Origin of the sequence: Pseudomonas sp. 22072, assembly GCF_052046095.1 — a bacterium.
Lineage (GTDB): Bacteria > Pseudomonadota > Gammaproteobacteria > Pseudomonadales > Pseudomonadaceae > Aquipseudomonas > Aquipseudomonas paracarnis.
Window position 1 is genome coordinate 1 of sequence record NZ_JBQEQE010000028.1, and the last position, 23,017, is coordinate 23,017.

Annotated in this window: 21 protein-coding genes; 9 read left to right on the plus strand and 12 right to left on the minus strand. The window is 59.2% G+C overall.

All coding sequences use genetic code 11. The features are described from left to right. Positions 1-96 precede the first annotated feature (96 nt). Entirely contained in the window at positions 97-657 is a 561-nt protein-coding gene (locus ACTJLA_RS22750; protein WP_314544123.1) for a type 1 glutamine amidotransferase domain-containing protein, read from the minus strand. A gap of 30 nt (positions 658-687) precedes the next feature. Further along, complete coding sequence (locus tag ACTJLA_RS22755) at positions 688-1,191, minus strand: DUF4142 domain-containing protein (protein WP_020303039.1); 504 nt, start codon at positions 1,189-1,191, stop codon at positions 688-690. A gap of 196 nt (positions 1,192-1,387) precedes the next feature. Here ACTJLA_RS22755 and ACTJLA_RS22760 point away from each other — a divergent pair, with 196 nt between their 5' ends. Beyond that, a complete protein-coding gene (locus ACTJLA_RS22760) occupies positions 1,388-1,597 on the plus strand; it encodes a hypothetical protein (protein ID WP_054897760.1) in 210 nt (69 codons plus the stop codon). A gap of 177 nt (positions 1,598-1,774) precedes the next feature. Further along, on the plus strand, positions 1,775-2,569 hold the full coding sequence (locus tag ACTJLA_RS22765; RefSeq protein ID WP_054918541.1) for a class II aldolase/adducin family protein: 795 nt from the start codon (positions 1,775-1,777) through the stop codon (positions 2,567-2,569). Between the two features lie 124 nt (positions 2,570-2,693). Here the strand turns inward: ACTJLA_RS22765 and ACTJLA_RS22770 are convergent, their stop codons facing one another. Continuing rightward, a complete protein-coding gene (locus ACTJLA_RS22770; protein ID WP_054897762.1) occupies positions 2,694-3,539 on the minus strand; it encodes an AraC family transcriptional regulator in 846 nt (281 codons plus the stop codon). 109 nt (positions 3,540-3,648) lie between these two features. Here ACTJLA_RS22770 and ACTJLA_RS22775 point away from each other — a divergent pair, with 109 nt between their 5' ends. The 3 genes from ACTJLA_RS22775 (at position 3,649) to glsB (ending at position 5,441) form a co-directional block, all read left to right on the plus strand. Next, positions 3,649-4,059 (plus strand): hypothetical protein, encoded by a 411-nt coding sequence (locus tag ACTJLA_RS22775; RefSeq protein WP_034125714.1) that lies wholly within the window; start codon positions 3,649-3,651, stop codon positions 4,057-4,059. A 73-nt stretch (positions 4,060-4,132) separates the two neighbouring features. Next, positions 4,133-4,477: a hypothetical protein gene (locus tag ACTJLA_RS22780; RefSeq protein ID WP_314544110.1), complete on the plus strand. Its 345-nt coding sequence runs from the start codon at positions 4,133-4,135 to the stop codon at positions 4,475-4,477. A gap of 55 nt (positions 4,478-4,532) precedes the next feature. Next, a complete protein-coding gene (gene glsB, locus ACTJLA_RS22785; RefSeq protein ID WP_014718789.1) occupies positions 4,533-5,441 on the plus strand; it encodes a glutaminase B in 909 nt (302 codons plus the stop codon). Positions 5,442-5,632: 191 nt separating this feature from the next. Here the strand turns inward: glsB and mddA are convergent, their stop codons facing one another. From mddA to ACTJLA_RS22810, 5 genes are all read right to left on the minus strand, one after another. Further along, positions 5,633-6,400, minus strand: a complete 768-nt coding sequence (gene mddA / locus ACTJLA_RS22790) for a methanethiol S-methyltransferase (protein WP_198791077.1) — start codon at positions 6,398-6,400, stop codon at positions 5,633-5,635. A 120-nt stretch (positions 6,401-6,520) separates the two neighbouring features. After that, positions 6,521-7,789, minus strand: a complete 1,269-nt coding sequence (locus tag ACTJLA_RS22795) for an NAD(P)/FAD-dependent oxidoreductase (protein ID WP_054897764.1) — start codon at positions 7,787-7,789, stop codon at positions 6,521-6,523. Then, positions 7,786-8,538: an amino acid ABC transporter ATP-binding protein gene (locus ACTJLA_RS22800; RefSeq protein ID WP_314544106.1), complete on the minus strand. Its 753-nt coding sequence runs from the start codon at positions 8,536-8,538 to the stop codon at positions 7,786-7,788. The genes ACTJLA_RS22795 and ACTJLA_RS22800 overlap by 4 nt, the downstream gene beginning before the upstream one ends. Further along, complete coding sequence (locus ACTJLA_RS22805) at positions 8,535-9,203, minus strand: amino acid ABC transporter permease (protein WP_003191710.1); 669 nt, start codon at positions 9,201-9,203, stop codon at positions 8,535-8,537. Before ACTJLA_RS22805 ends, ACTJLA_RS22800 begins: the two co-directional genes overlap by 4 nt. Further along, positions 9,200-9,982 carry an ABC transporter substrate-binding protein gene (locus ACTJLA_RS22810; protein ID WP_054897767.1) on the minus strand — a complete coding sequence of 261 codons (783 nt, stop codon included), beginning with the start codon at positions 9,980-9,982 and terminating at the stop codon, positions 9,200-9,202. Before ACTJLA_RS22810 ends, ACTJLA_RS22805 begins: the two co-directional genes overlap by 4 nt. 215 nt (positions 9,983-10,197) lie before the next feature. On the opposite strand from ACTJLA_RS22810, the gene ACTJLA_RS22815 reads away from it, so the two are divergent. Continuing rightward, positions 10,198-10,977, plus strand: coding sequence for an IclR family transcriptional regulator (locus ACTJLA_RS22815; RefSeq protein WP_054897768.1), 780 nt, complete (start codon positions 10,198-10,200; stop codon positions 10,975-10,977). A gap of 214 nt (positions 10,978-11,191) precedes the next feature. Further along, positions 11,192-14,497, plus strand: a complete 3,306-nt coding sequence (locus tag ACTJLA_RS22820; protein ID WP_054897769.1) for an ATP-binding protein — start codon at positions 11,192-11,194, stop codon at positions 14,495-14,497. Between the two features lie 50 nt (positions 14,498-14,547). On the opposite strand, the gene ACTJLA_RS22825 is transcribed toward ACTJLA_RS22820, so the two are convergent. Then, a complete protein-coding gene (locus ACTJLA_RS22825) occupies positions 14,548-15,792 on the minus strand; it encodes a saccharopine dehydrogenase family protein (protein ID WP_032901677.1) in 1,245 nt (414 codons plus the stop codon). A gap of 28 nt (positions 15,793-15,820) precedes the next feature. Next, on the minus strand, positions 15,821-16,918 hold the full coding sequence (locus tag ACTJLA_RS22830) for a carboxynorspermidine decarboxylase (RefSeq protein WP_005787689.1): 1,098 nt from the start codon (positions 16,916-16,918) through the stop codon (positions 15,821-15,823). Positions 16,919-17,262: 344 nt separating this feature from the next. Here ACTJLA_RS22830 and metE point away from each other — a divergent pair, with 344 nt between their 5' ends. After that, the gene (metE, locus tag ACTJLA_RS22835; RefSeq protein WP_181125026.1) at positions 17,263-19,605 is read left to right on the plus strand and encodes a 5-methyltetrahydropteroyltriglutamate--homocysteine S-methyltransferase; all 2,343 of its coding nucleotides are present in this window, start codon (positions 17,263-17,265) and stop codon (positions 19,603-19,605) included. 77 nt (positions 19,606-19,682) lie between these two features. Here the strand turns inward: metE and ACTJLA_RS22840 are convergent, their stop codons facing one another. Beyond that, entirely contained in the window at positions 19,683-20,837 is a 1,155-nt protein-coding gene (locus ACTJLA_RS22840; protein WP_054897771.1) for a DUF1624 domain-containing protein, read from the minus strand. Between the two features lie 71 nt (positions 20,838-20,908). Between ACTJLA_RS22840 and ACTJLA_RS22845 the strand changes: the two genes are divergently transcribed. Beyond that, on the plus strand, positions 20,909-21,451 hold the full coding sequence (locus tag ACTJLA_RS22845) for a DUF924 family protein (RefSeq protein ID WP_054897772.1): 543 nt from the start codon (positions 20,909-20,911) through the stop codon (positions 21,449-21,451). Here ACTJLA_RS22845 and ACTJLA_RS22850 read toward each other — a convergent pair. After that, the gene (locus ACTJLA_RS22850) at positions 21,448-22,887 is read right to left on the minus strand and encodes a hypothetical protein (RefSeq protein WP_314544082.1); all 1,440 of its coding nucleotides are present in this window, start codon (positions 22,885-22,887) and stop codon (positions 21,448-21,450) included. The genes ACTJLA_RS22845 and ACTJLA_RS22850 overlap by 4 nt on opposite strands. Between the last annotated feature and the right edge of the window lie 130 nt (positions 22,888-23,017).

Consider the following 23,017-nt stretch of genomic DNA (forward strand, 5'->3'; position numbering starts at 1 on the left):
GCAAGCTCCCTCGCCACAAGTCACTGGTTGTCTGCTCGAGCTCTTAACTGACTGGCATTAGTCCATGGGGCGCCTGTTTTCATTGCGGTCAACCGATCAGCCGCCGACGGCCTTGGCAATCGCCTCATTGAACGCCGGTAGATCGTCCGGCGTACGCGAGGTGATCAAGGTCCAGCCATTGGCCTGGCACTCTTTAACCTCGGCATCCACCACGCCGGCAGCGCCGGCGTTTTCAAGGTCGATGCGCACGCTTTTATAGGCGGTCAGGGTTTTGCCCTTGACCACGCCAGCGTCGATCAGGGTCCATGGCCCGTGGCAGATCGCCGCGATGGTCTTGCCGGCCTGCACGAACTCATTGATCAAGCGCAGCGCGGCGGCATCCTGGCGCAGTGTATCGGCATTCACTGTACCGCCCGGGATGACCAGCGCATGGAAGTCGGCGCTGACAACATCCGACAGTTGCACGTCTGATTCCACGGTCTGGTCCTTTTCCGTGTCGCCGACAAATGTCTGGGTTGTGCCGCCTTTGCTGGAGGCGTGCGTCACGGTCGCGCCGTAGCCACGCAGTGTCTCCAGAGGCTTGAGCAACTCGTCGCGCTCGATGCCGGTGTTGGAGGTGATGACGAGGATGTGCTTGCCGTTGAGTTGCGAGCTCATGGTCGAGTGTCTCCTTGGGTCATGGATGGATTAATGGGCGTATTTGGTTTGCAGTTCCTTGGCCATTTTCAGGTGGGCTTCAAGGGTGGGCAGGGTCTTGGTGGCGAAGGCTTTCAGCTCGGGATTGTCCGAGGAGGCCGCTTCTTTCTTGAACAGTTCGACGGTTTTTTCATGGGCCGCTACCTGGTTGTTGGCATAGGCCTTGTCGAAGGATTCATCGCGCATTTCCAGGATGGCTTTCTTCGCCTGGTCGGTGAGCGCGGCATCATCGGGTACTTCGATATCGAGTTTTTTCGCCAGGGCCATCAGTTCCTGATTGGCCTTGGTGTGGTCTGTGACCATATGCTGGGCGAAGGTCTTTACGTCCGCCGAGCTGCTTTTTTCCAGGGCCAGTTTGCCCGCTTCCACCTCGGTGATACCGCCCTCGGCGGCGTTGTCGACAAAGTCGTTGGAGGTCGCCGCCATCGCGGTGGAAATCGAGCCTGCAATCAGCATGAAGGTAAGGCCCATCGGTTTCATCAGTCGAGTTTTCATGGTGTCTCTCCTTGGAAATGGCGGGATGCCGTTACCTGACTGTTGAATCGAGAGGCGGGTAAAAGGTTTAAATTTTTTTGCGCTTTTTTGCCCAGTGGTGAGGCGAGGCAATTGACTTGAACCAATCCGGATTCGCAGGGTTCTGCTGCATAGGGCCGCCATCTCAGGGGCCTGCCACTGCCAGGAGGATTGCACTGTGACTGATCGTAAAACCGCCGATAAAACCCCCGACCCCGTCAGCTCTGAAGACGCGCAAAAAGGTAATGCCGAGACCACAAAAGGGCAGACGCTTGAACCTGCGAACCCCAAGACTGAAACCATCGACAAAGTCGTGACGCCGACCTCGATCAAGGACATTGAACGGCAAACGGATGCAATCAACGAGAAACTCAACAACGGGCGTTGAACCTGCTGAGTTGATCGGTGGAAAAGGAACGAGATCCTGTGGCGGCCTGAAAGCTGCCACTGCTATTTTTTATAAAAAAATATAATAATTAGCTTAGATTAAAATGTGCTTTTTATTATTTATGACCATCCCCTAGTCTTGCCTGGAAGTCCCTTAGGTCATCCAGGAAGATTTGCCATGAGTAGCGTCACGCCGATTTCCAGTGTCTTGAGCAATGTGCGCCAGCGGGTCACACCGCAAGAGTGGGAGGTGCGGGTCAAGTTGGCCGCGGCCTACCGACTGGCGGCGTTGTACAAGTGGACCGATCATATCTACACGCATTTCTCAGCGCGGGTGCCAGGGCCCGAGGCGCATTTCCTGATCAATGCTTTCGGGCTATTGTTCGACGAAATCAGCGCCTCCAACCTGGTCAAGGTCGATCTGGACGGCACCCTTGTTGATGACCCTACGGGCCTGGGGATCAACTACGCCGGCTATGTGATCCACAGCGCCATCCACGGCGCACGCCATGATTTGCAAGCGGTGCTGCACACCCACACCCGCGACGGTATTGCGGTGTCGGCGCAGAAGCAAGGGTTGTTGCCGATCTCCCAGCACGCTATAGCATTCTCGGGGCGTGTGGCTTACCACGGTTACGAAGGCGTGGCGCTGGACCTGGACGAGCGTGAACGGCTGGTGGCGGATTTGGGCGACAAGAGTGTGATGATCCTGCGTAACCACGGCTTGTTGACGGGCGGCGTCAGCGTCGAGCATGCCTTCCAGCAACTACAAAGCCTGGAGCGGGCCTGCAACATCCAGATTGCGGCACAGGCAGCGGGGAATGCCGAGTTGATCTTCCCACCGGCTGACGTGGTGGCCAAGGTCGAGCAGCAGGCCAAGGTGTTCAGCAATGGCGAAGGCCCGGGCGTGGCGCGGCATTGGAATGCGCTGGTGCGCCAGCTTGAGCGTACCGATACCGACTACAAGAACTGAGTCGGGTGGATTGTTCCCACGCTCTGCGTGGGAACACAGCCCAGGATGCTCTGCGTCCCTAAGCGTGACGCGGAGCGGCACACGAGGCATTCCCACGCAGAGCGTGGGAACGATCATCAAAACCTCACGTCAAGGCGATAGTTGACACGTTGCTGTGCGGCCCGACGGTACTGGCTCGGTCTGCCAGGTAACGCGCCGGCGGTTGGCCCATGGCCTTGCGGAACATGGTGATAAACCCGCTGGCATTTTCATAACCCAGGTCCAGCGCCACGCTCTGCACACTCTCGCCGTTAGCCAGGCGCTGCAGTGAAAGGATTACATGCAACTGCCGGCGCCAGCGACCGAAGCTCAGGCCGATCTCTTCCAGCAGCAGGCGGGTCATGCTGCGTTCGCTCATGCCGATGCGCACGGCCCATTCGCCCAGGGTCGATTTGTCGCCGGGGTTGGCCAATAAGCTGGTGGCCAGCCGATGCAAGCGAGGGTCCTGGGGCATGGGCAAATGCAGGGCCTCGAGGGGGGCCAAGGCCAACTCGTCGAGTAACGTCGCCACCAGCCGGCCCGGGGCGCCGTCTTCGTCGTAGAGCTGCGGGAAGCTGACCGCCTTGCCGATCAATTCGTGCAGCAATGGCGACACCGACAGCGTGCAACATTGCCGGGGCAGGGCGCTGGCGGCGTCCGGGCTGATCAACAGGCAATATACATCTGCTTCGCCAGCGCCACGGGCCGCGTGGGTCACACCGCCGGGAATCCACAATGCGCATTGCGGCGGCACGATCCAGATACCCGCCTCGATCACACAATGCACCACGCCGCGCAAGGTGTAGATCAATTGCCCGTGTTGATGGTGGTGAGGGATATGTTCCCAGCGTTCGGACGTACTCGAGGCGCCCACTGCAACAATCGAGCGAGGGATCGCGGCGGCGTCCCGGACCCGGCAGGGGTCGTATTGGTCGAGGCGGTGATGAACCATGCTGATAACTGCCTTGGCTGGATTGCGAAATATTCTGGCTATTCTATGCAATGCTGTCCAGCGTCATGCGCCCTATGATGAGAACCAATCTCATCAAAGGAGCTTTGCCATGCGACTCGACAGTTCAACTTTCCCGGTGGTGAAAATCTTTTTCGACGCGCCTAGCGAGGGAGCGCCGGAAGACGCCTTCCTGACATTCGAACGTCTGCTGGCGCGTGAGCAGCCCTTCTTGCTGCTGCACGAAAAGGCCGTGGATGAGAACAATCACGAACACGCCCACGAAGAGCGCAAGCGCGCTTCTATCTGGATGAAGAAAAACAAGGCTGCCTTGCGCGCTTACGTCAAAGGCATGATCCAGGTGGAGCCCAGCGCTGCCAAGCGCCTGGCCCTCAAGCCCTTTGCCGTGACGTTCGGCAAGGCCTGGGGTTACCCGCTGCTGGTGGTGGAGTCCAAGGATCGCGCCTGGGCGTTGGCCCAGGATGTGCTGGATGCAGAAGTGTCGGATGTGGCGTATTTCTGAGCCTGGCCAAAGCTCGACAGCGTCCACAATTGAACTACCTTGATTGACGAGCCTTCCCACTCGGTACTCAAGCATGCGCACTTTATGGACGCGGTACCTGGCGTTGCTGGAAAACGACCTGAGCACGCAGATTTTCGACAATGTTAAAAACCTGTTGGTCTGCGCGTTGTTGTTTGCGGCGGGGACCAACGCGCTGGTGGGACCGCACGAGTTGCTGATCGGTATCTTCGCCTCCAGCGTCGCGGGCTGGGGCTTGATTGTGCTGTCCACGGTGCTGATGCTGTTGAACGTCAGCGACGGCATCCGCCGCCTGGCCAAGTTGCGTTATCACTTGGCGTTGCAACTGTGGTTGATCCTGATCTACGTGGTGATTGCCGAGCGGGTGGTAGAGATTGTGTGGGTGTTGCGCGCCCATTGACGTATCCTCCGCGCCTCGTTTACCACTGATTCGAACAAAGATGACAGGACAAGCTATGCAGGCGCTGCTGGAGTCGATCCTCGACGAAGTGCGCCCCTTGATCGGCCTCGGCAAAGTCGCCGATTACATTCCCGCGCTGGCCGACGTGCCCGCCAACCAACTCGGCATCGCGGTATACGGCAACGACGGCACGGCCTACTGCGCTGGAGATGCAGACACGCTGTTTTCGGTGCAAAGCATTTCCAAGGTCTTCAGCCTGGTGCAGGCCATCGACCATGGCGGCGAATCCATCTGGGAGCGCTTGGGCCACGAGCCCTCGGGGCAGCCGTTCAACTCCATGGTGCAGCTGGAATTCGAGCGTGGCCGCCCGCGCAACCCCTTTATCAACGCTGGCGCGCTGGTGATCTGCGACATCAACCAGTCACGCTTCGCCGTGCCGATTCTGTCGATGCGCGACTTTGTACGGCGCCTGTCGGGCAATCCGCAGATCCTGGTCAACAGCGTCGTGGCCGAATCTGAAGCCCAGCATGGTGCGCGCAATGCGGCCATGGCCTACCTGATGAAGTCGTTCGGCAACTTTCATAACGATGTGGACGCGGTGCTGCACAGCTACTTCAACTATTGCGCGTTGCAGATGAGCTGCCTGGACCTGGCCCGAGCGTTCAGCTTCCTGGCCAATGAAGGCGTGAGTGCCCACAGTGGCGAGCAGGTGCTGACGGCGCGCCAGACCAAGCAAGTGAACTCGATCATGGCCACCAGCGGGCTGTATGACGAGGCGGGCAATTTTGCATACCGCGTGGGCCTGCCGGGCAAGAGCGGGGTCGGCGGCGGGATCGTCGCGGTGGTGCCGGGGCAGTTCACGGTGTGCGTATGGTCGCCGGAGCTGAACGCAGCGGGTAATTCGCTGGCGGGGATGAAGGCGTTGGAATTGTTGAGTGAGCGGATTGGGTGGTCGGTGTTTTGAGATCGTTCTCCCTGTGGGAGCTGGCTTGCCTGCGATAGCGGTTTTTCAGTGCTGGATGTGCTGGCTGACACAGCGCCATCGATCACTGTAGGAGCGAGCTTGCTCGCGAAAAACGCCCAGGCTCTGCGGTCATCCAGGTTGCCCGCGTCATCGTTGACGATCTTCGCGAGCAAGCTCGCTCCTACAGTAGGTCAGTCGCGGGGCCTGTTGAGACGCGGCACGATCATGCCCACCTCACTCTGATAGCGCCGATACCGTTCACCAAACAGCGCCACTAAATCCCGCTCTTCGAAACGGGCGCCAATGAACAGATACACCGACATCCCCAGCGCAAACAGCAGATGCCCCACGGTCATATGCGGCGTTGCCCAAAAGGCGATCAGGAAGCCCAGGTACAGCGGATGACGCACGACTTTGTAGAGCATCGGCGTCCTGAATGTCGGGCCCGATTGTGGGGCGTTGCGCCAGCGATCAATGGCCTGTTTCAGCCCGAACAACTCGAAGTGACTGATCAAGCAGGTTGCCAGCACCACGATGCCCCAGCCCAGCCAGAACAGGCCGGTCAGCATTGCCTTGGCCCAGGCGGCGTCAACCTCCCAAACGGTCTGTGTAATGGGCCGCCACTGCCAGAACAGCAGCGCGAGCATCAGGCTGGAGAGCAACACATAGGTGGAGCGCTCTACCGCTGCCGGGGCGAAGATTGCCAGCCAGCGCTTGAAGCGTTTACGTGCCATGGCGCTGTGCGGGATGCCGAACACCATGATCAGTGACGCGTTGATCAGGAGTGCCTGCGCCCAGTCGATGCGCGCGCTGGAGTCGATGTGTTTGGGTACGACCACAGCCCCCACGAAGCCCATCATGTAAAGCAAGGTGAATAAGAAAACCAGGTAGCAGCAGGTGCTATAGGCCAGGCCAGCCAAGCGTGCCGTGAGGGTGTTTGAAGAGGTCTGCCGTTTCATGGACGATTCCTTTCGCACATGGTGAATGGGTGAGCCAGTCGATGGCTGGCTCGCTCAGACTAACGGCATTCAAGTAGGCAGTAACCTGTTGGAATTGACAGTTGCAAGAGCGATTGGCGATTAACCGACGTTCAACCGATCCAACAAGCTATACCAGGCCACGCCTGCGCCAATGTAGAACCGCTGCAAGCGATGCAATGGCAAGCGCTGCAAGGGCGTTATCGGGTAGGCGAAGTCGGCCGTGCTGTCGCATAGCCGCCCAGCCAATTGCTGACCCAGGCTGGTACACAACGCGATCCCGCGCCCATTGCAACCCAACGCCAAGGTGAGCCCCGGCGCCGGTTCGTGGACATGGGGCATGAAGTCCCGCGTGATCGCGATGCGGCCGGCCCAGCGGTAGTCGAATTCCAATGGCCCCAGTTGCGGAAACAGCAGTGCCAGGGAGCGCTCCAGGTGGGCAAAATCGGCCGGCCCGGTGGGGTCGTTGAACAGACCGCGGCCGCCCATCAGCAGGCGTCCATACGCGTCTTTGCGAAAATACAGTAGCAAGCGTTGCGCGGTCGACACGGTCTCCTGCCCTGGCAAAATGCTTTCGGCTGCGCGGCCACTCAATGGCTTGGTGGCGACGATAAAACTATTGGCCGCGAGAATGCTCTGGGCCATGCCTGGCCATAAGTGATCGCTGTAGCCATTGGTGGCCAGCACCACTTGATCTGCCGTGACCTGCGCGCCGCCGGCTGTCTGCAATTGCCAAACCGAGCCCTGGCGCTGCAAGCCTGTCACCGCACTGTGGCCATGCACCCGTGCGCCGGCCGCCAACGCCGCTGCCACCAACCCGCGGGCATACGCCAAGGGTTGAATGGCCCCGGCACGTCCATCCAGCCAGCCGCCGGCAAACGCCGAGCTGCCCATGCGTGACGCCACCGCAGTGGCGTCCAGGCGCCGTACTGGCACGCCGCGTCGGGCCCATTGTTCGGCCCGTGCATGTAACCCGGCCACCGCCTTTTCACTGTACGACACCTGCATCCAACCCTTGCGCACCGGCGCGCAATCGATGCCATGGCGTTCGATCAGCTTGAACACCAGGTCCGCTGACTTCGACACCGTGGCGATCAACGGCTCGGCGCGTTCCGGCCCGTACTTCTGTACCAGCTGCTGCGGGTCATATTTGAGCGTGGGGTTGACCTGCCCACCGTTGCGCCCCGAGGCGCCCCAGCCTGGCTCATGAGCCTCCAGCACACACACGCACACGCCACGCTCTGCCAAGTGCAGCGCCGTCGATAAACCGGTATAGCCGGCTCCGACAATCGCCACGTCGACCTTCACCGACTCGTTCAATGCCGGTGTTGGCACCACTGACGGCGCAGTCGCCGACCACAACGACTTCATGGCAGGCTCCGCGTGTTGCCTTTGGGGTGCAGCACGCGCCGCAGGAAGTCCTGGGTACGCGCATGCTGCGGGTTGCCCAGCACCTGTTCGGCGGGGCCGCTTTCGACTATGTAACCGCCGTGCAGGAAGCACACGCGGTCGGCCACTTCGCGGGCAAAGCCCATTTCGTGGGTGACCACGATCATGGTCATGCCTTCATCGGCCAGGGTGCGCATTACCGCCAGCACATCGCCGACCAGTTCCGGGTCGAGGGCCGAGGTGGGTTCGTCGAACAACATGGCGTCGGGTTTCATCGCCAGGGCGCGGGCGATGGCAACGCGTTGCTGCTGGCCGCCGGAAAGTTGTTCGGGGTAGGCGTCGGCCTTGGCGCTCAGGCCGACTTTTTCCAACAGCACAAGGGCTTCTTCGTGGACTTGGCGGGGCGGTTCGCCTTTGACGTACACCGGGCCTTCCATTACGTTTTCCAGCACCGTGCGATGGGGGAACAAGTTGAAGCGCTGGAACACCATGCCCATGCGGCTGCGCAGAGCGTGTACGGTCTTGCTGCCACGTTGTACGGTTTCGCCGAACACGTTGATATGCCCGCCGTCGTAGGCTTCCAAGGCGTTGATGCAGCGCAGCAGGGTGGATTTGCCCGACCCGGAGGGGCCGATCAGGCACACCACTTCGCCCTTGGCCACGTCAAGGTCGACGCCGTGCAGGACGCGGTGATCACCGTAGTGTTTTTGCAACTGGCGAATCTCGATCATGCTTTTTTCCTCCGGCCCAGGTACTGCTCCATGCGACGCAGGCCATACACCAGTGGCAGGCTCATCAACAGGTAGAGCAGGGCGACCAGGGTGTAGACGGTCATGTTCTGGAAGGTCGACGAGGCGATCAGTTGGCCCTGGCGCGTCATCTCGGCGACGGTGATGGTCGACACCAGTGACGAGTCCTTGAGCATCATCACCAGGGTGTTGCCGTAGGGCGGCAGGGCGATGCGAAAGGCCTGGGGCAGAATCACACGGCGCATCATCAGCCCCGTGCGCATCCCTAAGGCTTCGGCGGCTTCACGTTGGCCTTGTTCGACGGCGATGATGCCGGTGCGGAAGTTCTCCGCCTGGTACGCCGAGTAGGCGATGCCCATACCGATCACTCCGGCATAAAACGCGGTGAGATGGATGCCCATGTCTGGCAGCACGAAGTAGATGTAGAACAGCTGCACGATAATCGGCAGCCCCCGGATTACGTTGATGATGGTGCTGGCGGTCCAGGACAGCGCGCGAATCGGCGACAGCTTGAGCAGTGCCAGCACCAAGCCGAGGGCGCTGCTGAGCAGGAACGACAGCACGGTGATCTGGATCGTCACCCAGGCGCCTTGCAGCAGGATCGGCAGGAAGTCCTGGGCGTTCTGCAGGAACTCAGCCAGGTTCATGGGCGCTCCTGGGCGTCCAGCCCCCATTTCTTGAGGATGCTGTCCAGCGTGCCGTCGGCCTTGATACTGGCGATGGCGGTGTTCAGGCGCTCAAGGGTTGCGGCATCGCCCTTGCGCACCACCAGGCACACTTCGCCGACGTTAGTGGGCTTGTAGTCAGGCGCCAGTTTCACGCCTTTGAACAGCTTTTGACGGATCTGGTAGGCCACCACCGGCTGGTCACCCACGGCGGCCTTGATGCGGCCCAGGGACAGGTCGCGAACCATCTCACCGATGGAGTCGTAGGTGCGGATCTCCTTGAAGATGCCCAGCTTGTTCAGTTGGTCGTAGAAGATTGTGCCGGCTTGCACGCCGACGACCTGGCCTTTGAGCGGCATCAGGTCAGGGTAGGCGGCATCGTCGTCGGCGCTGATGATCAGCCCTTCACCATAGGCGTAAACCGGGGCGCTGAAGTCGACCACTTGGGTACGCTCCGGGGTCTTGAGCATGCCGGCGGAAATAAAGTCCAGCTTGCCGGACGTCAGGGACGGGATCAGCGCGGCAAAGTTGGTCTGCTCGATCTGGCTGCTGAACCCGCCGGCCTTGCCGACGGCTTCGGTCACGTCGACCATCACGCCCTGGATGCTGTTGCTCTTGATATCCAGGAAGGTAAACGGCGAACCACTGGCGGTTGCACCGACTTTGTACGAGGACGCACTGCCTGCGTGCGCGACACTGATGCAGAGCGTGGCGCACAGGCCGAAGGCAAGGCGGCGGAACAAGGGCGAAAGACTGTTCATCGGGTTACTCCAGACGGAAAACGGAAAGCCAGTACCGCAAGCGGCTGTCGATAAAATCGCAAGCTCTATGCCATTTCGAATCAAATAAATCGCAAACGATGATAAAAATATTGGAAAATGAACCGGTCGTATCGATATACGATATTTAATGGTCATTAATCTAGTTTTAAGGTAGAAATATCACCACGCCTGAGCCACCTGCCCGCGAGTTCGCCATGCCCGAAGACCGCAACAGTTTGCACAACCAATCCCTAGAAAAAGGCCTGTCTGTGCTCAAGGCTTTCAGCGCACAGCGCCGTAGCATGAGCCTTGCAGAGGTGGCAGAGGCCGCTGGCATGACCAAAAGCTCGGCCCAGCGCATGGTGTTTACCCTCGAAAGCCTGGGTTACCTTCGGAAACACTCGCGCACACGCCATTACCAACTCACCCCTCGGGTATTGGAGTTGGGCTTCAGTTACCTGGATGCGCATTCGTTGATTGAAGTGGCCAACCCGTTCTTGTCCGAGTTGACCCGATTGACCGGCGAGACGTCGTGCCTTACCGAGCCGGCGGGCTACGACATGACGTACATCGCGCGCTTTGTCAGCGCAGGGTTCGTGCCGGTGCACATGCCGATTGGCTCACGGGTGCCGATGTATTGCACGGCGTCGGGGCGGGCGTATTTGAGTGCGTTGCCGCAGGAGGAGGCGTTGGCGTTGATCGAGAACAGCCAGCGAGTGGCGCATACCAGCCGCACCCTGACTGACGTCGAGGCGATCATGGCCTCCTTGGAGCAGGTGAGGGCGCAGGGCTATGCGGTGAACACTCAGGAACTGTTCCTCGGCGACATGACCATCGGCGCGCCAGTGCTGGGTGGCAATGGCCGGCCCGTGGCCGCAGTGCATGTAGTGGCGCCGACCAGTCGCTGGAGCAGGGCGGATTCTGAGCAACAGTTGGCGCCTGCGCTTTTGCAGTGCTCCAGAGCATTGAGTAACTCTGCGCGTAATCTCGAATAACAAAAGTCTGGGCTGACCTGTGTTTTATCGCCCCTGTTTTTGCGCAAGCCACCTTTGGTCAACAGAGTCCAAGACGTTCCTGCAAGTGATTTTGCATTGATAGCCTTTTGCCAACTGGTAGTCTTTCATATCCTGACTAATCAAGTAGAATTCTCGGCGTTTGTCACGTCTCGATCATGCAAGACCTTTTTTGTTGTACGCCTTGGAGGCTTGTTTGAAAGGATTTCCTATCGACCTTGATCGTCTCAAGGGCTTGGCCGCCACCCGGGGTGGGCGTGTAGCGTTGGCCGGGTTCGAGTATCAGCGTGCCTTTGCGACATTACGAATGGTATCCATGCTGATTGGTCACGTCGTCAAAGGATCTAGTACGCAAATTCCGGCGTGGATACGTTATGAGTGGGCGGAAGATATCGACGAGTTGGACACCAATGGTGGTGTCACCTTGTGGCAATGCAAGCAAGGTAACGATTGGACCGAACCCGCAAAATTGGCCAAAGTTTTTTCCGGTTTTGCGCCTAAGTGGTTATGGACAGCGGACACGCAGCGCGAGCGCCTGAATCTGCGCCTTGTGACCAACGACGTTGCCTACGCTGAGTTTCGCGACTTGCCAGGAGCATTGAAAAAAAAGACTGAAGTGTATGCGCATTTTTTGAACGCTGTTCGGGAGACTGCCGGAAAGGGCAGCGATCTTGCGCAGTGGCAAGATGAGGCTCAAGCGTTCGGCCTTAGAAAATTGTTCAATGAGATGTGGTCAGCAACGCAGGTTCTGTTTGTGCCCGATGAAGCAGCCGCGAGTACGGCAGCACTGTGGCCAGCCGAAGATGATGCTGTGAATGCATTGGCCAGGGCGCACTGGCTGGCACCGGATCAAAACCCCCAGGACGTTATTCACTGCTTGCATGCATTGCTGGGACTTGCGCCTTCGAACACCGGTCTCGGCGGGCAGATTGACCGATTGACTACCACTCCGCTGGGCATCAGGCCGATTGATGTTAACGATCGGCTCGACCCTTTCCGTCGAGAACATGTGAGCTCAAGCTTGTTCCTGCCATTGATTGACCGCACCGCGCTGCAGCAATTGCGAAAACTCCCCCAGAAGCGATATGTCGCACGTCGGCCGGAATGGAAGGATGTGGTGCACGGTAGTGACGCTACCATAGGTTTTTTTGAGCGCAGCATTACATCCGATGTTGTTGATGGTCTGCGCAACGCATTGAACGATTGCCTCCAGTCTCAAGAGAAACTGCGCTTGCAGTTGCTGGTCGGTGCGCCAGGTAGCGGCAAAAGCACGCTGGCTATACGTGCAGCGGCACAGTTGGTAGACGAAGGCGTCTGTACTGCTATCGACGCTCGTTTTGCAGTGAATGACGAAGAAGAAGTCCTTGCGGTGGTCGCTACGTTGCAAGGGCGGCAGGATCCCAAGCGGGCCTTGTTGCTGGTGCTGGATGACCCGCTAGGTGTTGCCAGCCTTTGGCCACGTGTGCTGGACAAATTGTCCAAGTTGCGACCGAGAATGGTGGTGTTGGCCGCGACACCTGAGTTTTTGCTGGATCGATATAGTCAGCAACTAAGCAGTTTGCGCTTATTGCCTCCCAGGCGAGTGGAGCGCCCTGACTGCTCCGAGCGTCTAACGCTGGCCCGCTTTTATCCAAAGTCGGATATGACGGAGCTATCATCGGGTAATGAGGAACTGCTGGTGTTAACGATGCTAGCCGCCACTAATACCCCGTTCGATGAGATCATCGATGGGCTATGGGACAACTTGGCAGAAGGTGCTCGATTGCCACGGACAGTCCTGGGGCGTGAGCTACCGTGGCAAGTAGCAGCACTTTGGCTGGTGGTGTTCTTTAATCGCGCCTACGGTGCGTGCCCGCTACTTCTACTTAAGGCATTTCTGGCTCCGTGGTTTCGTGATGACGAAGAAGTGGGTGAGCGGCTGGCACAAATGAAAAGTGCTCACGGTTGGGGGGTGTTTCAGATCGAGGAATCACCTGCGAGTTTCGCCTCCCAAGGCGGTGTGGTTCGTACCATGCATACACTGGTTGCACAAGCTGCCTGGGATCGGCGACCTGCCGCCAGTTGGTCGGTGACCGAGTCTATCGCGAAGGCCAGCTTGCGTTTTCCAATGGCGGCACGGCCTCTGGCGCAAGCGCTGGTAGCACTTCATGAGTTTTCTGCGGCGGAGGCTAAACCGTTGCTCACCGCAGTGGCCAATGCCTGGTGTGCCGCCGATGTAGTCACGCTGGAAACGCGTTACCTGTGTGAGCTTTGTTGGATATGGAAACGTAGTGCGGTGCCAATGCCGCCCTGTATCAATGGGGCGTTACTGCACCGAATAGCGTTGAATGATGAGCAGAGTTGGTTGGCGGCTTACCACGTCCTTTATCTGGGCTCCACGACACAGGTACGCAGTTTGTCCCATGCGTTGCCCTATCGGGACGTGCTGGACTCAGCCGATTTTTTTATCGAGCAGAGTCGCGCAATGGCTCTGTGCAGCGCACTTGTAGATCAGCCTACGCTGCAGGCAAGGTTGCTGGATCACATCTGGTGTGCTTTCGACGACACCAAAGGCGCGAGAATCAGCAGCAATTTTCTCAACTGGATGATGATTCATGGTGGCGCCTGGTCGGTTGTCTCACGCAAAGACGTCATTCGTGCTTGGATCGCACAACACCCTGACGACACTCACGTGCGTGTCGCCTTTATGATGCACCTTAAGCGACTCACTCCGGCTGATTGCACTGCGACGCTCAATGATTTGCGTCGATGGTTAGCCGAACACCCCGAGGATATGGATGTACGCAATAGTTTTCTGGCCCATCTTGGCAAATTCAGTGAGATCGACCAGGCTGCCATTCTAGACGACTACGTGAGCTGGCTTGCCGTTCACCCTAACGATTCAAATGTACGTAATGGTTTTCTCAAGCACATCGACAAGCTCAGTGTTGCGGAGCAGATATTGGTGCTTGATGCTTATTGGGAATGGCTGGCCGACCATCCTGAAGATACGAATGTGCGCGCCGCTTTTCTAAGTCATGTACACAAGTTCAGCGAAGAGAAACAGGCGTTTATTTTCAGTGAGTATTCCGAATGGCTGACTCGTCACTCTGATGACACCAACGTACGTTCAGCTTTGCTGAAATGTTTGCACCAGCATGCACACCACACGTTGCCGAAAGTTATTGAGCAGACACTTGCCGGGCTAAGCTACGAGACACGAGACTTCCACCCTGCTGGAGCCGTGCTTCTGGCTGTGGGGGGGCTTGGCGTAGAGCATCTGCAGCTTATTGTTCGCTGGCTTCAATGGCTTGCACAGGTGCTTGAACGCTACAAAGGGATTAAGTCAGCAGCATTTTTCATGAGGGGCTCTCTCACCAACGTTCTCGAGCAGGCACGTGGGCATGCGCAAAGCGATGAATGCCCTGAGCATGACAGGGTATACGCATTACAAGCCATTGAGCATTTGGAGAACTCAATCCGACAGTGGAGAGAGTCTGTCGGTCGACCCGTGACAGCATGAAAAAAATGCGCCCCTGAGGGCGCATTTTTTGCTCGGTCAGCTATGGCCTATCAGGCCGTCGCATCCCAGGCCCGATCACCGTTCTCGTCTTTGATCCGAGTCGGCAAGCCCATCACATCCAGCGCCTTGAGGAACGGCTCGGCCGGTAGTTCCTCGACGTTGGCCATGTGCTTCACATCCCACTCGCCACGCGCCACCAGCAGCGCAGCGGCTACCGGTGGTACGCCTGCGGTGTAGGAGATGCCCTGGCTGTCGGTCTCGGCATAGGCCTCTTCGTGATCAGCCACGTTGTAGATGAACATCTCACGCGGTTGGCCATCCTTGGTGCCTTTGACCAGGTCACCGATGCAGGTCTTGCCGGTGTAGCCCGGGGCGAGCGAGGACGGGTCGGGCAGCACGGCCTTGACCACTTTCAACGGCACCACTTCCAGGCCTTCGGCGGTCTTGACCGGCTGTTCGGAAAGCAGGCCGAGGTTTTTCAGCACGGTGAACACGTTGATGTAGTGTTCGCCGAAGCTCATCCAGAAACGCACGTTGGGCACGTCGAGGTTTTTCGACAGCGAGTGCACTTCATCGTGGCCGGTGAGGTAGAGGTTCTGCGAACCGACTACCGGCAGGTCGTCGGTGCGTTTGACTTCGAACATGGTGTTGCTGGTCCACTGGCTGTTCTGCCAGCTCCACACCTGCCCGGTGAATTCGCGGAAGTTGATTTCCGGATCGAAATTGGTGGCGAAGTATTTGCCATGGGAGCCGGCATTGACGTCGAGAATGTCGATCGAATCAATGCGGTCGAAATGCTGTTGCTGCGCCAGCGCGGCATACGCGTTGACGACACCTGGGTCGAAGCCCACGCCAAGGATGGCGGTGATGTTCTTCTGTTTGCACTCTTGCAGGTGGTTCCACTCGTAGTTGCCGTACCACGGCGGGGTCTCGCAGACCTTGCCCGGCTCTTCGTGGATGGCGGTGTCGAGGTAAGCCACGCCCGTGTCGATGCAGGCACGCAGTACCGACATGTTGAGGAAGGCGGAGCCGACGTTGATGACGATCTGCGAATCAGTCTCGCGGATCAAGGCCTTGGTCGCTTCCACGTCCAGGGCGTTCAGCGCGAAGGCTTGGATATCGGCGGGAACCTTGAGGCTACCCTTGGCCTTGACGCTGTCGATGATGGCCTGGCATTTGGAGATGTTGCGCGACGCGATAGCAATACGACCGAGTTCGTCGTTGTGCTGCGCGCACTTGTGGGCCACCACCTTGGCGACACCTCCTGCACCAATGATAAGAACGTTCTTTTTCAATTGCTTTATCTCTCCTTTATCCGCCAGCTCAGGACAGGCTGGACAGGTAGTCGTCGTAACCAAATTCACGAACCACCTCGACTGTACCGTCGAGTTGTTTCACTACGATGGACGGCATTTTCAGGCCGTTGAACCAGTTTTTCTTGACCATGGTGTAGCCTGCGGTGTCGATGAACGACAGCCGATCGCCGATGGCCAGCGGACGATCAAATTGATACTCGCCGAAGATGTCCCCGGCCAGGCAGGATTTGCCGCACACCATGTAGGTGTGTTCACCCTCGCTCGGCGCCAGTTTGGCGTTGAGGCGGTAGATCAGCAGGTCCAGCAGGTGGGCTTCGATGGAGCTGTCGACCACGGCGAGGTTCTTGCCGTTGTAGAGAGTGTCGAGCACGGTGACTTCCAGGGAGGCGCTGTTGGTGATCGCCGCTTCGCCGGGTTCCAGGTAGACCTGCACGCCGTACTTCTCGGAGAACGCTTTGAGCCGTGCGCAGAATGCATCCAGTGCATAGCCTTCACCGGTGAAATGGATGCCGCCGCCGAGGCTGACCCACTTGACCTTGTGCAGCAGTTCACCGAAGCGTTCCTCGATGGTGCCGAGCATCTTGTCGAACAGGCTGAAGTCACCGTTCTCGCAGTTGTTGTGGAACATGAAACCGGAGATCTGATCGATCACGCCATCGATCTTCACCGGGTCCCACTCGCCCAGGCGGCTGAACGGGCGCGCCGGGTCGGCCAGCAGGTAGTCAGAGCTGCTCACCTGCGGGTTCACACGCAGGCCGCGGGTCTTGCCTTCGCTGCGTTCGGCAAAACGCTGCAGCTGGCTGATGGAGTTGAAGATGATCTTGTCGCAGTTCTCCAGCATCTCTTCGATTTCATCGTCGGCCCAGGCCACGCTGTAGGCGTGCGCTTCGCCTTCGAACTTCTGGCGACCGAGCTTGAGCTCATACAGCGACGACGAGGTGGTGCCGTCCATGTATTGCTGCATCAAGTCGAATACCGACCAGGTGGCAAAGCACTTGAGCGCCAGCAGAGCCTTGGCGCCGGACTGTTCGCGCACGTAGGCAATCTTCTGCATGTTGACCAGAAGCTTCTGTTTATCGATGAGGTAGTACGGCGTTTTGATCATTTTTGAGAGCCTGCGGCGGTGCCTGCCAAAAAAGGACACGCATTGTGCCCGCACTTGGAACAGATCGAAAGGTTAGCCGGCGGATTTTGCGCGCCACGTTAAGCATAGGGCGTAAGTATGACCGTTCATAAGAATCATGCCGCCTCCTGTGGGAGCGCTCGAGCCTAAGCGAGGCCGCGATGACGGCCGTCCTGGCACCCCACACATCAACAATAGCGCCGCGAATATCCTGCTTACCTGAACATGAGTAAATCTTGTGATGATCTAGAACAGAATGAGTTTGTCTCAAGACACCCCTCTGTCGACAATGACCGCCATCAATCACACCATCGGAGTTGTAAGTCATGGCAGTCGCTCATTCCCTCGGGTTTCCACGCATTGGACGCGATCGTGAACTGAAAAAAGCGCAGGAAGCGTTCTGGAAGGGTGAGCTCGACGAAGCCGGCCTGCGCGCCGTTGGCCGTGATTTGCGCAGCACCCACTGGGCGCTGCAACAGCAAGCCGGTATCGACCTGTTGCCGGTCGGTGATTTCGCCTGGTACGACCAGGTGCTGACCCATTCGTTGATGTTCGGTGTGGTCCCTGAGCGGTTCCGCCCGGCGGATGGCCAGGCCACGTTGCATACCTTGTTCGCCATGGCCCGTGGCGTCAGTGACAGCTGCTGCGGCGGTGCCCATGCCCAGGAGATGACCAAGTGGTTCGACACCAACTATCACTACCTGGTGCCGGAGTTCAGCGTCGATCAGCAATTCCACCTGGCGTGGGACCAACTCTTCGAAGAGGTCCAGGAAGCCCTCGACCTGGGGCACAGCGTCAAGCCCGTGGTGATCGGCCCGCTGACCTATTTGTGGCTGGGCAAGGCCAAGGGCGCTGACTTCGACAAGCTCGACCTGCTCGAGCGACTGCTGCCGCTGTATGGCCAGATATTCCAGCGCCTGGCCGAATTGGGCGTTGAGTGGGTGCAGATCGACGAGCCAATCCTGGCGCTCGATCTGCCTCAGGATTGGAAGAACGCTTTCGAGCGCGCCTATAACCTGATCCAGCGCGACCCGCTGAAAAAATTGGTGGCCACTTACTTCGGCGGCCTGGAAGAAAACCTTGGCCTGGCTGCCAACCTTCCGGTGGATGGCCTGCATATCGACCTGGTGCGTGCGCCGGACCAGTACCCGACCATTCTCGACCGCCTGCCAGCGTACAAGGTGCTGTCCCTGGGCGTGGTCAACGGCCGAAACGTGTGGCGTTGCGACCTGGAAAAAGCCCTGGCCACCTTGCAGCATGCCCATGAGAAGTTGGGCGATCGCCTGTGGGTCGCGCCGTCCTGCTCGCTGCTGCACAGCCCGGTGGACCTGGAGCGGGAAGATCAGTTGGGTGCCGAACTGAAAAGCTGGCTGGCCTTCGCCGTGCAGAAGTGCGCGGAAGTGGCGCTACTGGCCAAGGCCGTCGATCAGCCCCAAGCCCCTGGCGTACTCACCGCCCTGGCTGCGAGCCGCGCGGTGCAGGCAGCTCGTGCTGCATCGCCACGCATTCACAAGCCTGCCGTTCAAGCTCGTGTAGCGGCCATCACTGCACGGGACAGCCAGCGCCAGTCGCCGTTTGCCCAGCGCATCGAAAAGCAACGGGCCGGCCTTAACTTGCCGCTGTTCCCGACCACCACCATCGGCTCGTTCCCACAGACCGCGTCGATCCGCCTGGCGCGTCAGTCGTACAGGGCGGGCAAGTTGAGCCACGCCGAATACGTCGAAGCCATGCACAGTGAGATCAAGCACGCTGTCGAGGTGCAGGAAAATCTCGGCCTGGATGTGTTGGTGCACGGTGAAGCCGAGCGTAACGACATGGTCGAGTACTTCGCCGAACAACTGGATGGCTACGCGTTCACCCGGTTCGGCTGGGTGCAGAGCTATGGTTCGCGCTGTGTGAAACCCGCAGTGATTGTCGGTGACCTGAGCCGCCCGAACGCCATGACCGTGGAGTGGATTCGCTATGCCCAAGGCCTCACCGACAAGGTGATGAAGGGCATGCTCACAGGCCCGGTGACCATGTTGATGTGGTCGTTCCCACGGGAAGACCTGAGCCGCGAAGTGCAGGCCCGGCAACTGGCCCTGGCGATTCGTGACGAAGTGGTGGACCTGGAAGCGGCCGGCATCAAGATCGTGCAGATCGACGAAGCGGCTTTTCGTGAGGGCTTGCCGTTGCGCCAGGCGCAGTGGCAGCACTACCTGGACTGGGCGACTGAAGTGTTTCGTTTGTGCGCGAGCGGCGTGGGCGATGAAACCCAGATCCATACCCACATGTGCTACAGCGAGTTCAACGATGTGATCGAGTCTATCGCCGCCATGGATGCCGACGTGATCACCATCGAAACCTCACGCTCGGACATGGAGCTGCTCGACGCGTTCGAAGCCTTCGCCTACCCGAATGAGATCGGCCCGGGGGTCTACGACATCCACTCGCCACGGGTGCCGGATGCCTCGGAAATGGCCAACTTACTGCGCAAGGCCGCCAAGCGGATTCCGGCAGAGCGCTTATGGGTGAACCCCGATTGCGGCTTGAAGACGCGGGGCTGGCCGGAGACCGAGGCGGCGCTCATTCATATGGTCACCGCCGCTCGGCAACTGCGTGCTGAGTCAAACTGTAGGAGCGAGCTTGCTCGCGAAAAACGCCAACGATTACGCGTAGCTTCTGAATGAACGTGGCGCCTGTGAGTTTTTCGCGAGCAAGCTCGCTCCTACAAGGGGAGGGGGCAATATTCGCCCCCTGCATCAGGTCAGAGGTATTTGAGCCACGCCAGGTCCCGCCGCCGTGCTTTCAGGCCGGCGAACCAACGCACGGGCAAGTACAGGGCAATCGGCAACAGCAGCGCTGCCAACCACACCGCACCGATATCGTCGAAGCCAAAGTAAGTGCCATGGTTGAGGCCAAACAGCGCAACGCAGGCTACATAGAGGATTTTCAATACATAGAGGTGCAACAGATAAAAGAACATCGGCGCCGCGCCGAACACCGCCAGCACGCCGATCCAGCGCTTATGCCCGGCGCGTTCAAACGCCAGCAGCAACAGCAAGCCAATCCCCAGGGTCAACGCCAGGAACAACAGCGAAGGCGGGTACTTGGTGATATTGAAAAAGCTCATCAGCGTCAGCACGCTGCTGTCATACGCCTGCCAAGGCTGCTCGCCATAGCCGTTGAGCGCTCGCAACAACCCAAAGCCCACCAACGCGCCCACCCCTGCGACCAGTAAATAACGCTGACGCACAGCCGGCAGCGTGGCATTGGCAAACCATGGCCCGAGGCCGTAACCCAGGGCAATCACACCGATCCATGGCAGCACCGGGTAGGTGGTGCGCAGGCGCAGGTTTTCAGAGACTTCAATCCAGGTGCGTTCATGCAGGATGGCCCACGGCACATGCAACATCGAACCCGCTGCGAAGTGCAGCCCATCGAGCAGGTTGTGCCCGGCGATAATCACCAGCGCCAAGCCGATCAGCCAGGCACGCGGTAGCCAGACCAACGCGGCGAGGGCGATCATGCTGATGCCGATGGCCCAGATCACTTGCATGTAGATCACGCTGGGCGGCAGTTGGAAGGTCCACGCGAAGTTGACCAGGGTGAATTCCAGCACCACCAGGAACAGCCCGCGCTTGAACAAGAATGCCGACACGTCGCGACGACCTTGATATTTCTGACCGTACAGCCAAGCCGACAAACCGGTGAGCAGCACAAACACCGGCGCACACAAGTGAGCCAGGGTGCGGCTGAAAAACAACGCAGGCTCGGTGCTGTCTATGCTCATGGGGTCGCTGACCTGGCGGTGCAGCAGGAAGGTTTCACGCACGTGGTCCAGCAACATGAACAGGATCACCAGGCCGCGCAGGGCGTCGATGGACAGCAGGCGTTTGCGTAAAGTCATAGCGTCAGTCATAAGTTAAGGATCACACGCAGGCAAAATATTGACGTTATTCTATAACATTAAGCGAGGCGCTGATGACAAGCATGACCCCACACTCGGCCGAAGCTGTAATCGCGTTCTGGAAACAGGCGGGGCCCAAGCGTTGGTTCGCCAAGGACGAGGGGTTCGATAGGGACTTTCGCGATAGATTCAACGCGGCTCATATGCAGGCTGCACGGCGTGAACTCGAAGGTTGGTTGACCACGGCGGATGGCGCGCTGGCGTTATTGATCCTGCTGGATCAGTACCCGCGCAACGCCTTTCGCGGCACGGCGCATATGTTCGCCACCGACCCGCTGGCGCGGTTTTATGCGCGAAAGATGGTGGACGCGGGATTGGATCAACAGGTTGAACCTCAGTTGCGCGCGTTCTGCTATTTGCCTTTTGAACATTCGGAAGACCCGCAGGACCAGCAACGCTCCCTGGCCCTGAACCAGCAGTTGGATGCCAGCACCTACCACTGGGCCAAGGAGCATGCCGACATCATCGAGCGGTTCGGGCGGTTTCCCCATCGTAATGGGGTGTTGGGCAGGGCGAGCACCGATGAAGAACTCGCCTTCCTCAAGGCCGGTGGCTTCGCCGGTTAGGCGTGTTCTGGCGCCAGGCTCTGCTGGGTGGCGACACGGCGAAACCGCCGCACGCCCTTGAGGTCTATCGCCCACCGCAACGCTTCAGTGGCTGAAGGACGCGGGCCTTGGGTGATCGCCTGTTCATCCTGGCCCAGTGCGTCGAGGTAACCCTGGGCACCGCCGCGTTCGCTCCAATAGTGAGTATGGCTGAGCCAGGACTTGGCCAGCCAGCCTTTGCCGTTGCCCACGGTCACCGGCAAGTCCAGCACGCCGCCGCCCATCACGGGCTTGACCGGGCCGCTGACGATGTCGCCGAACAGGCCGAAGGGGGCAGGGAAGTACAGGTTGGTCCAGCGCGTGACGGCAAAGGCTGCGGCGTGGTGCAGGTAGTGCGGGGTGAAGGGCTTTTGGCCGAGCATCAGCGGTTGGCGGGCGTTGTAGCCGTAGCCTTGGGTGTCTTCGGTCGGCGGGCAGGCCGGGGCTTCGCGGCGTTCCATGCGCTGTTTGAAATCACTGACGCTGCGGCCCAGCAACAGGCTGGCGTGGGCCATCGGGCTGCCGACCGTGACTAGGTCGGTGATGCGCCAGGGGTTGCCCAGGCCGCGCTGTTCGGCAAAAGCTTCGGTCTGTTGCTGACGAAAATTCAACAGGTTGCTTAGGCTGCCGTCCAGCAAGGCGCCGGCGGCCGGCAGGGCATCCTTGACCACCGGTTGCAGCGGTTCGCGGTTGGCATAACGGGCTGCCAGCTCACGGTTGCTGGGGGTCAGTTGGGTCAGTTTGTCGTGGTACTCATGCCAGAGGTAGCCGACGATGTCGTAGGCAATCACGCTGCCCAAACTGTGGCCGACGACGATGATGCGCTCGTAGTCACCCTGATTGTGCAGAGCGCGCAGCAGGTCGACACCATCAGCACGGATCTGCTCGCGCACCATCACGTTTTGCGGGTTGGGGCTGAGGTAGCGTGCGGCGTCTCCCAGGTAGGCCAGCGCCGAATAGCGCAGCGCCAGTCCCATTGCCGCGAGCAGCAGGGGAATCAGCGCGAAGGGGTTGTCGCTAAGGGGCAATTGGCCCCAGGCCGTGGCCAATGTACCGCTGGCAACCAGCAGCAATAACACCAGCACCGTCCAGCGCGTGCTGCGCCAGATCGGCACGATGGCCTCGGGAATGTCGCGACGCGGGCGCTTGAAGATGTCCCACAGCCAGCCCAGCAGATGGCCGAACTTGGTGCCCTGCATCTTGTGGGCCCAGTAGTACTCATAGAAATCCGTCGAGGTACGGCCCGAGGCCTTCAGTACGCGCAGGTCGAAGTTGCGCGACAGCCGATCCGGCTTGCTCCAGTACAGAGGTGTGCCATCGGGGGTGTCCGTAGGGATCATCGCTTCGACAAAGCCGCGCAAGGTGTCCATTGGGCGCTGTTCGCCGATGCCGTGGATAACCACAACTGCTTGTTTCATGTGCTGTTCCTTCCTTGAAAATCAGCGGGAGCCATAATATTGCCACTAGCCGCGCTATTCCTGCCAGGAATGCCCCCATAAAAACCCTGCATTGTCTTTATCGGCCCGGATCTCGTAGCGTGATGGCTCA

Bases quoted from the DNA above. Each gene is read 5' to 3' on its own strand.
- glsB (WP_014718789.1), top strand. From the start codon at position 4,533: ATGCAGGCGCTGCTGGAGTCGATCCTCGACGAAGTGCGCCCCTTGATC.
- ACTJLA_RS22805 (WP_003191710.1), bottom strand. From the start codon at position 9,203: ATGAACCTGGCTGAGTTCCTGCAGAACGCCCAGGACTTCCTGCCGATC.
- ACTJLA_RS22780 (WP_314544110.1), top strand. From the start codon at position 4,133: ATGCGCACTTTATGGACGCGGTACCTGGCGTTGCTGGAAAACGACCTG.
- ACTJLA_RS22750 (WP_314544123.1), bottom strand. From the start codon at position 657: ATGAGCTCGCAACTCAACGGCAAGCACATCCTCGTCATCACCTCCAAC.
- ACTJLA_RS22830 (WP_005787689.1), bottom strand. From the start codon at position 16,918: ATGATCAAAACGCCGTACTACCTCATCGATAAACAGAAGCTTCTGGTC.
- ACTJLA_RS22795 (WP_054897764.1), bottom strand. From the start codon at position 7,789: ATGAAGTCGTTGTGGTCGGCGACTGCGCCGTCAGTGGTGCCAACACCG.
- ACTJLA_RS22770 (WP_054897762.1), bottom strand. From the start codon at position 3,539: ATGGTTCATCACCGCCTCGACCAATACGACCCCTGCCGGGTCCGGGAC.
- ACTJLA_RS22765 (WP_054918541.1), top strand. From the start codon at position 1,775: ATGAGTAGCGTCACGCCGATTTCCAGTGTCTTGAGCAATGTGCGCCAG.
- ACTJLA_RS22810 (WP_054897767.1), bottom strand. From the start codon at position 9,982: ATGAACAGTCTTTCGCCCTTGTTCCGCCGCCTTGCCTTCGGCCTGTGC.
- metE (WP_181125026.1), top strand. From the start codon at position 17,263: ATGGCAGTCGCTCATTCCCTCGGGTTTCCACGCATTGGACGCGATCGT.
- ACTJLA_RS22755 (WP_020303039.1), bottom strand. From the start codon at position 1,191: ATGAAAACTCGACTGATGAAACCGATGGGCCTTACCTTCATGCTGATT.
- mddA (WP_198791077.1), bottom strand. From the start codon at position 6,400: ATGAAACGGCAGACCTCTTCAAACACCCTCACGGCACGCTTGGCTGGC.
- ACTJLA_RS22775 (WP_034125714.1), top strand. From the start codon at position 3,649: ATGCGACTCGACAGTTCAACTTTCCCGGTGGTGAAAATCTTTTTCGAC.
- ACTJLA_RS22850 (WP_314544082.1), bottom strand. From the start codon at position 22,887: ATGAAACAAGCAGTTGTGGTTATCCACGGCATCGGCGAACAGCGCCCA.
- ACTJLA_RS22800 (WP_314544106.1), bottom strand. From the start codon at position 8,538: ATGATCGAGATTCGCCAGTTGCAAAAACACTACGGTGATCACCGCGTC.
- ACTJLA_RS22845 (WP_054897772.1), top strand. From the start codon at position 20,909: ATGACCCCACACTCGGCCGAAGCTGTAATCGCGTTCTGGAAACAGGCG.
- ACTJLA_RS22815 (WP_054897768.1), top strand. From the start codon at position 10,198: ATGCCCGAAGACCGCAACAGTTTGCACAACCAATCCCTAGAAAAAGGC.
- ACTJLA_RS22840 (WP_054897771.1), bottom strand. From the start codon at position 20,837: ATGACTGACGCTATGACTTTACGCAAACGCCTGCTGTCCATCGACGCC.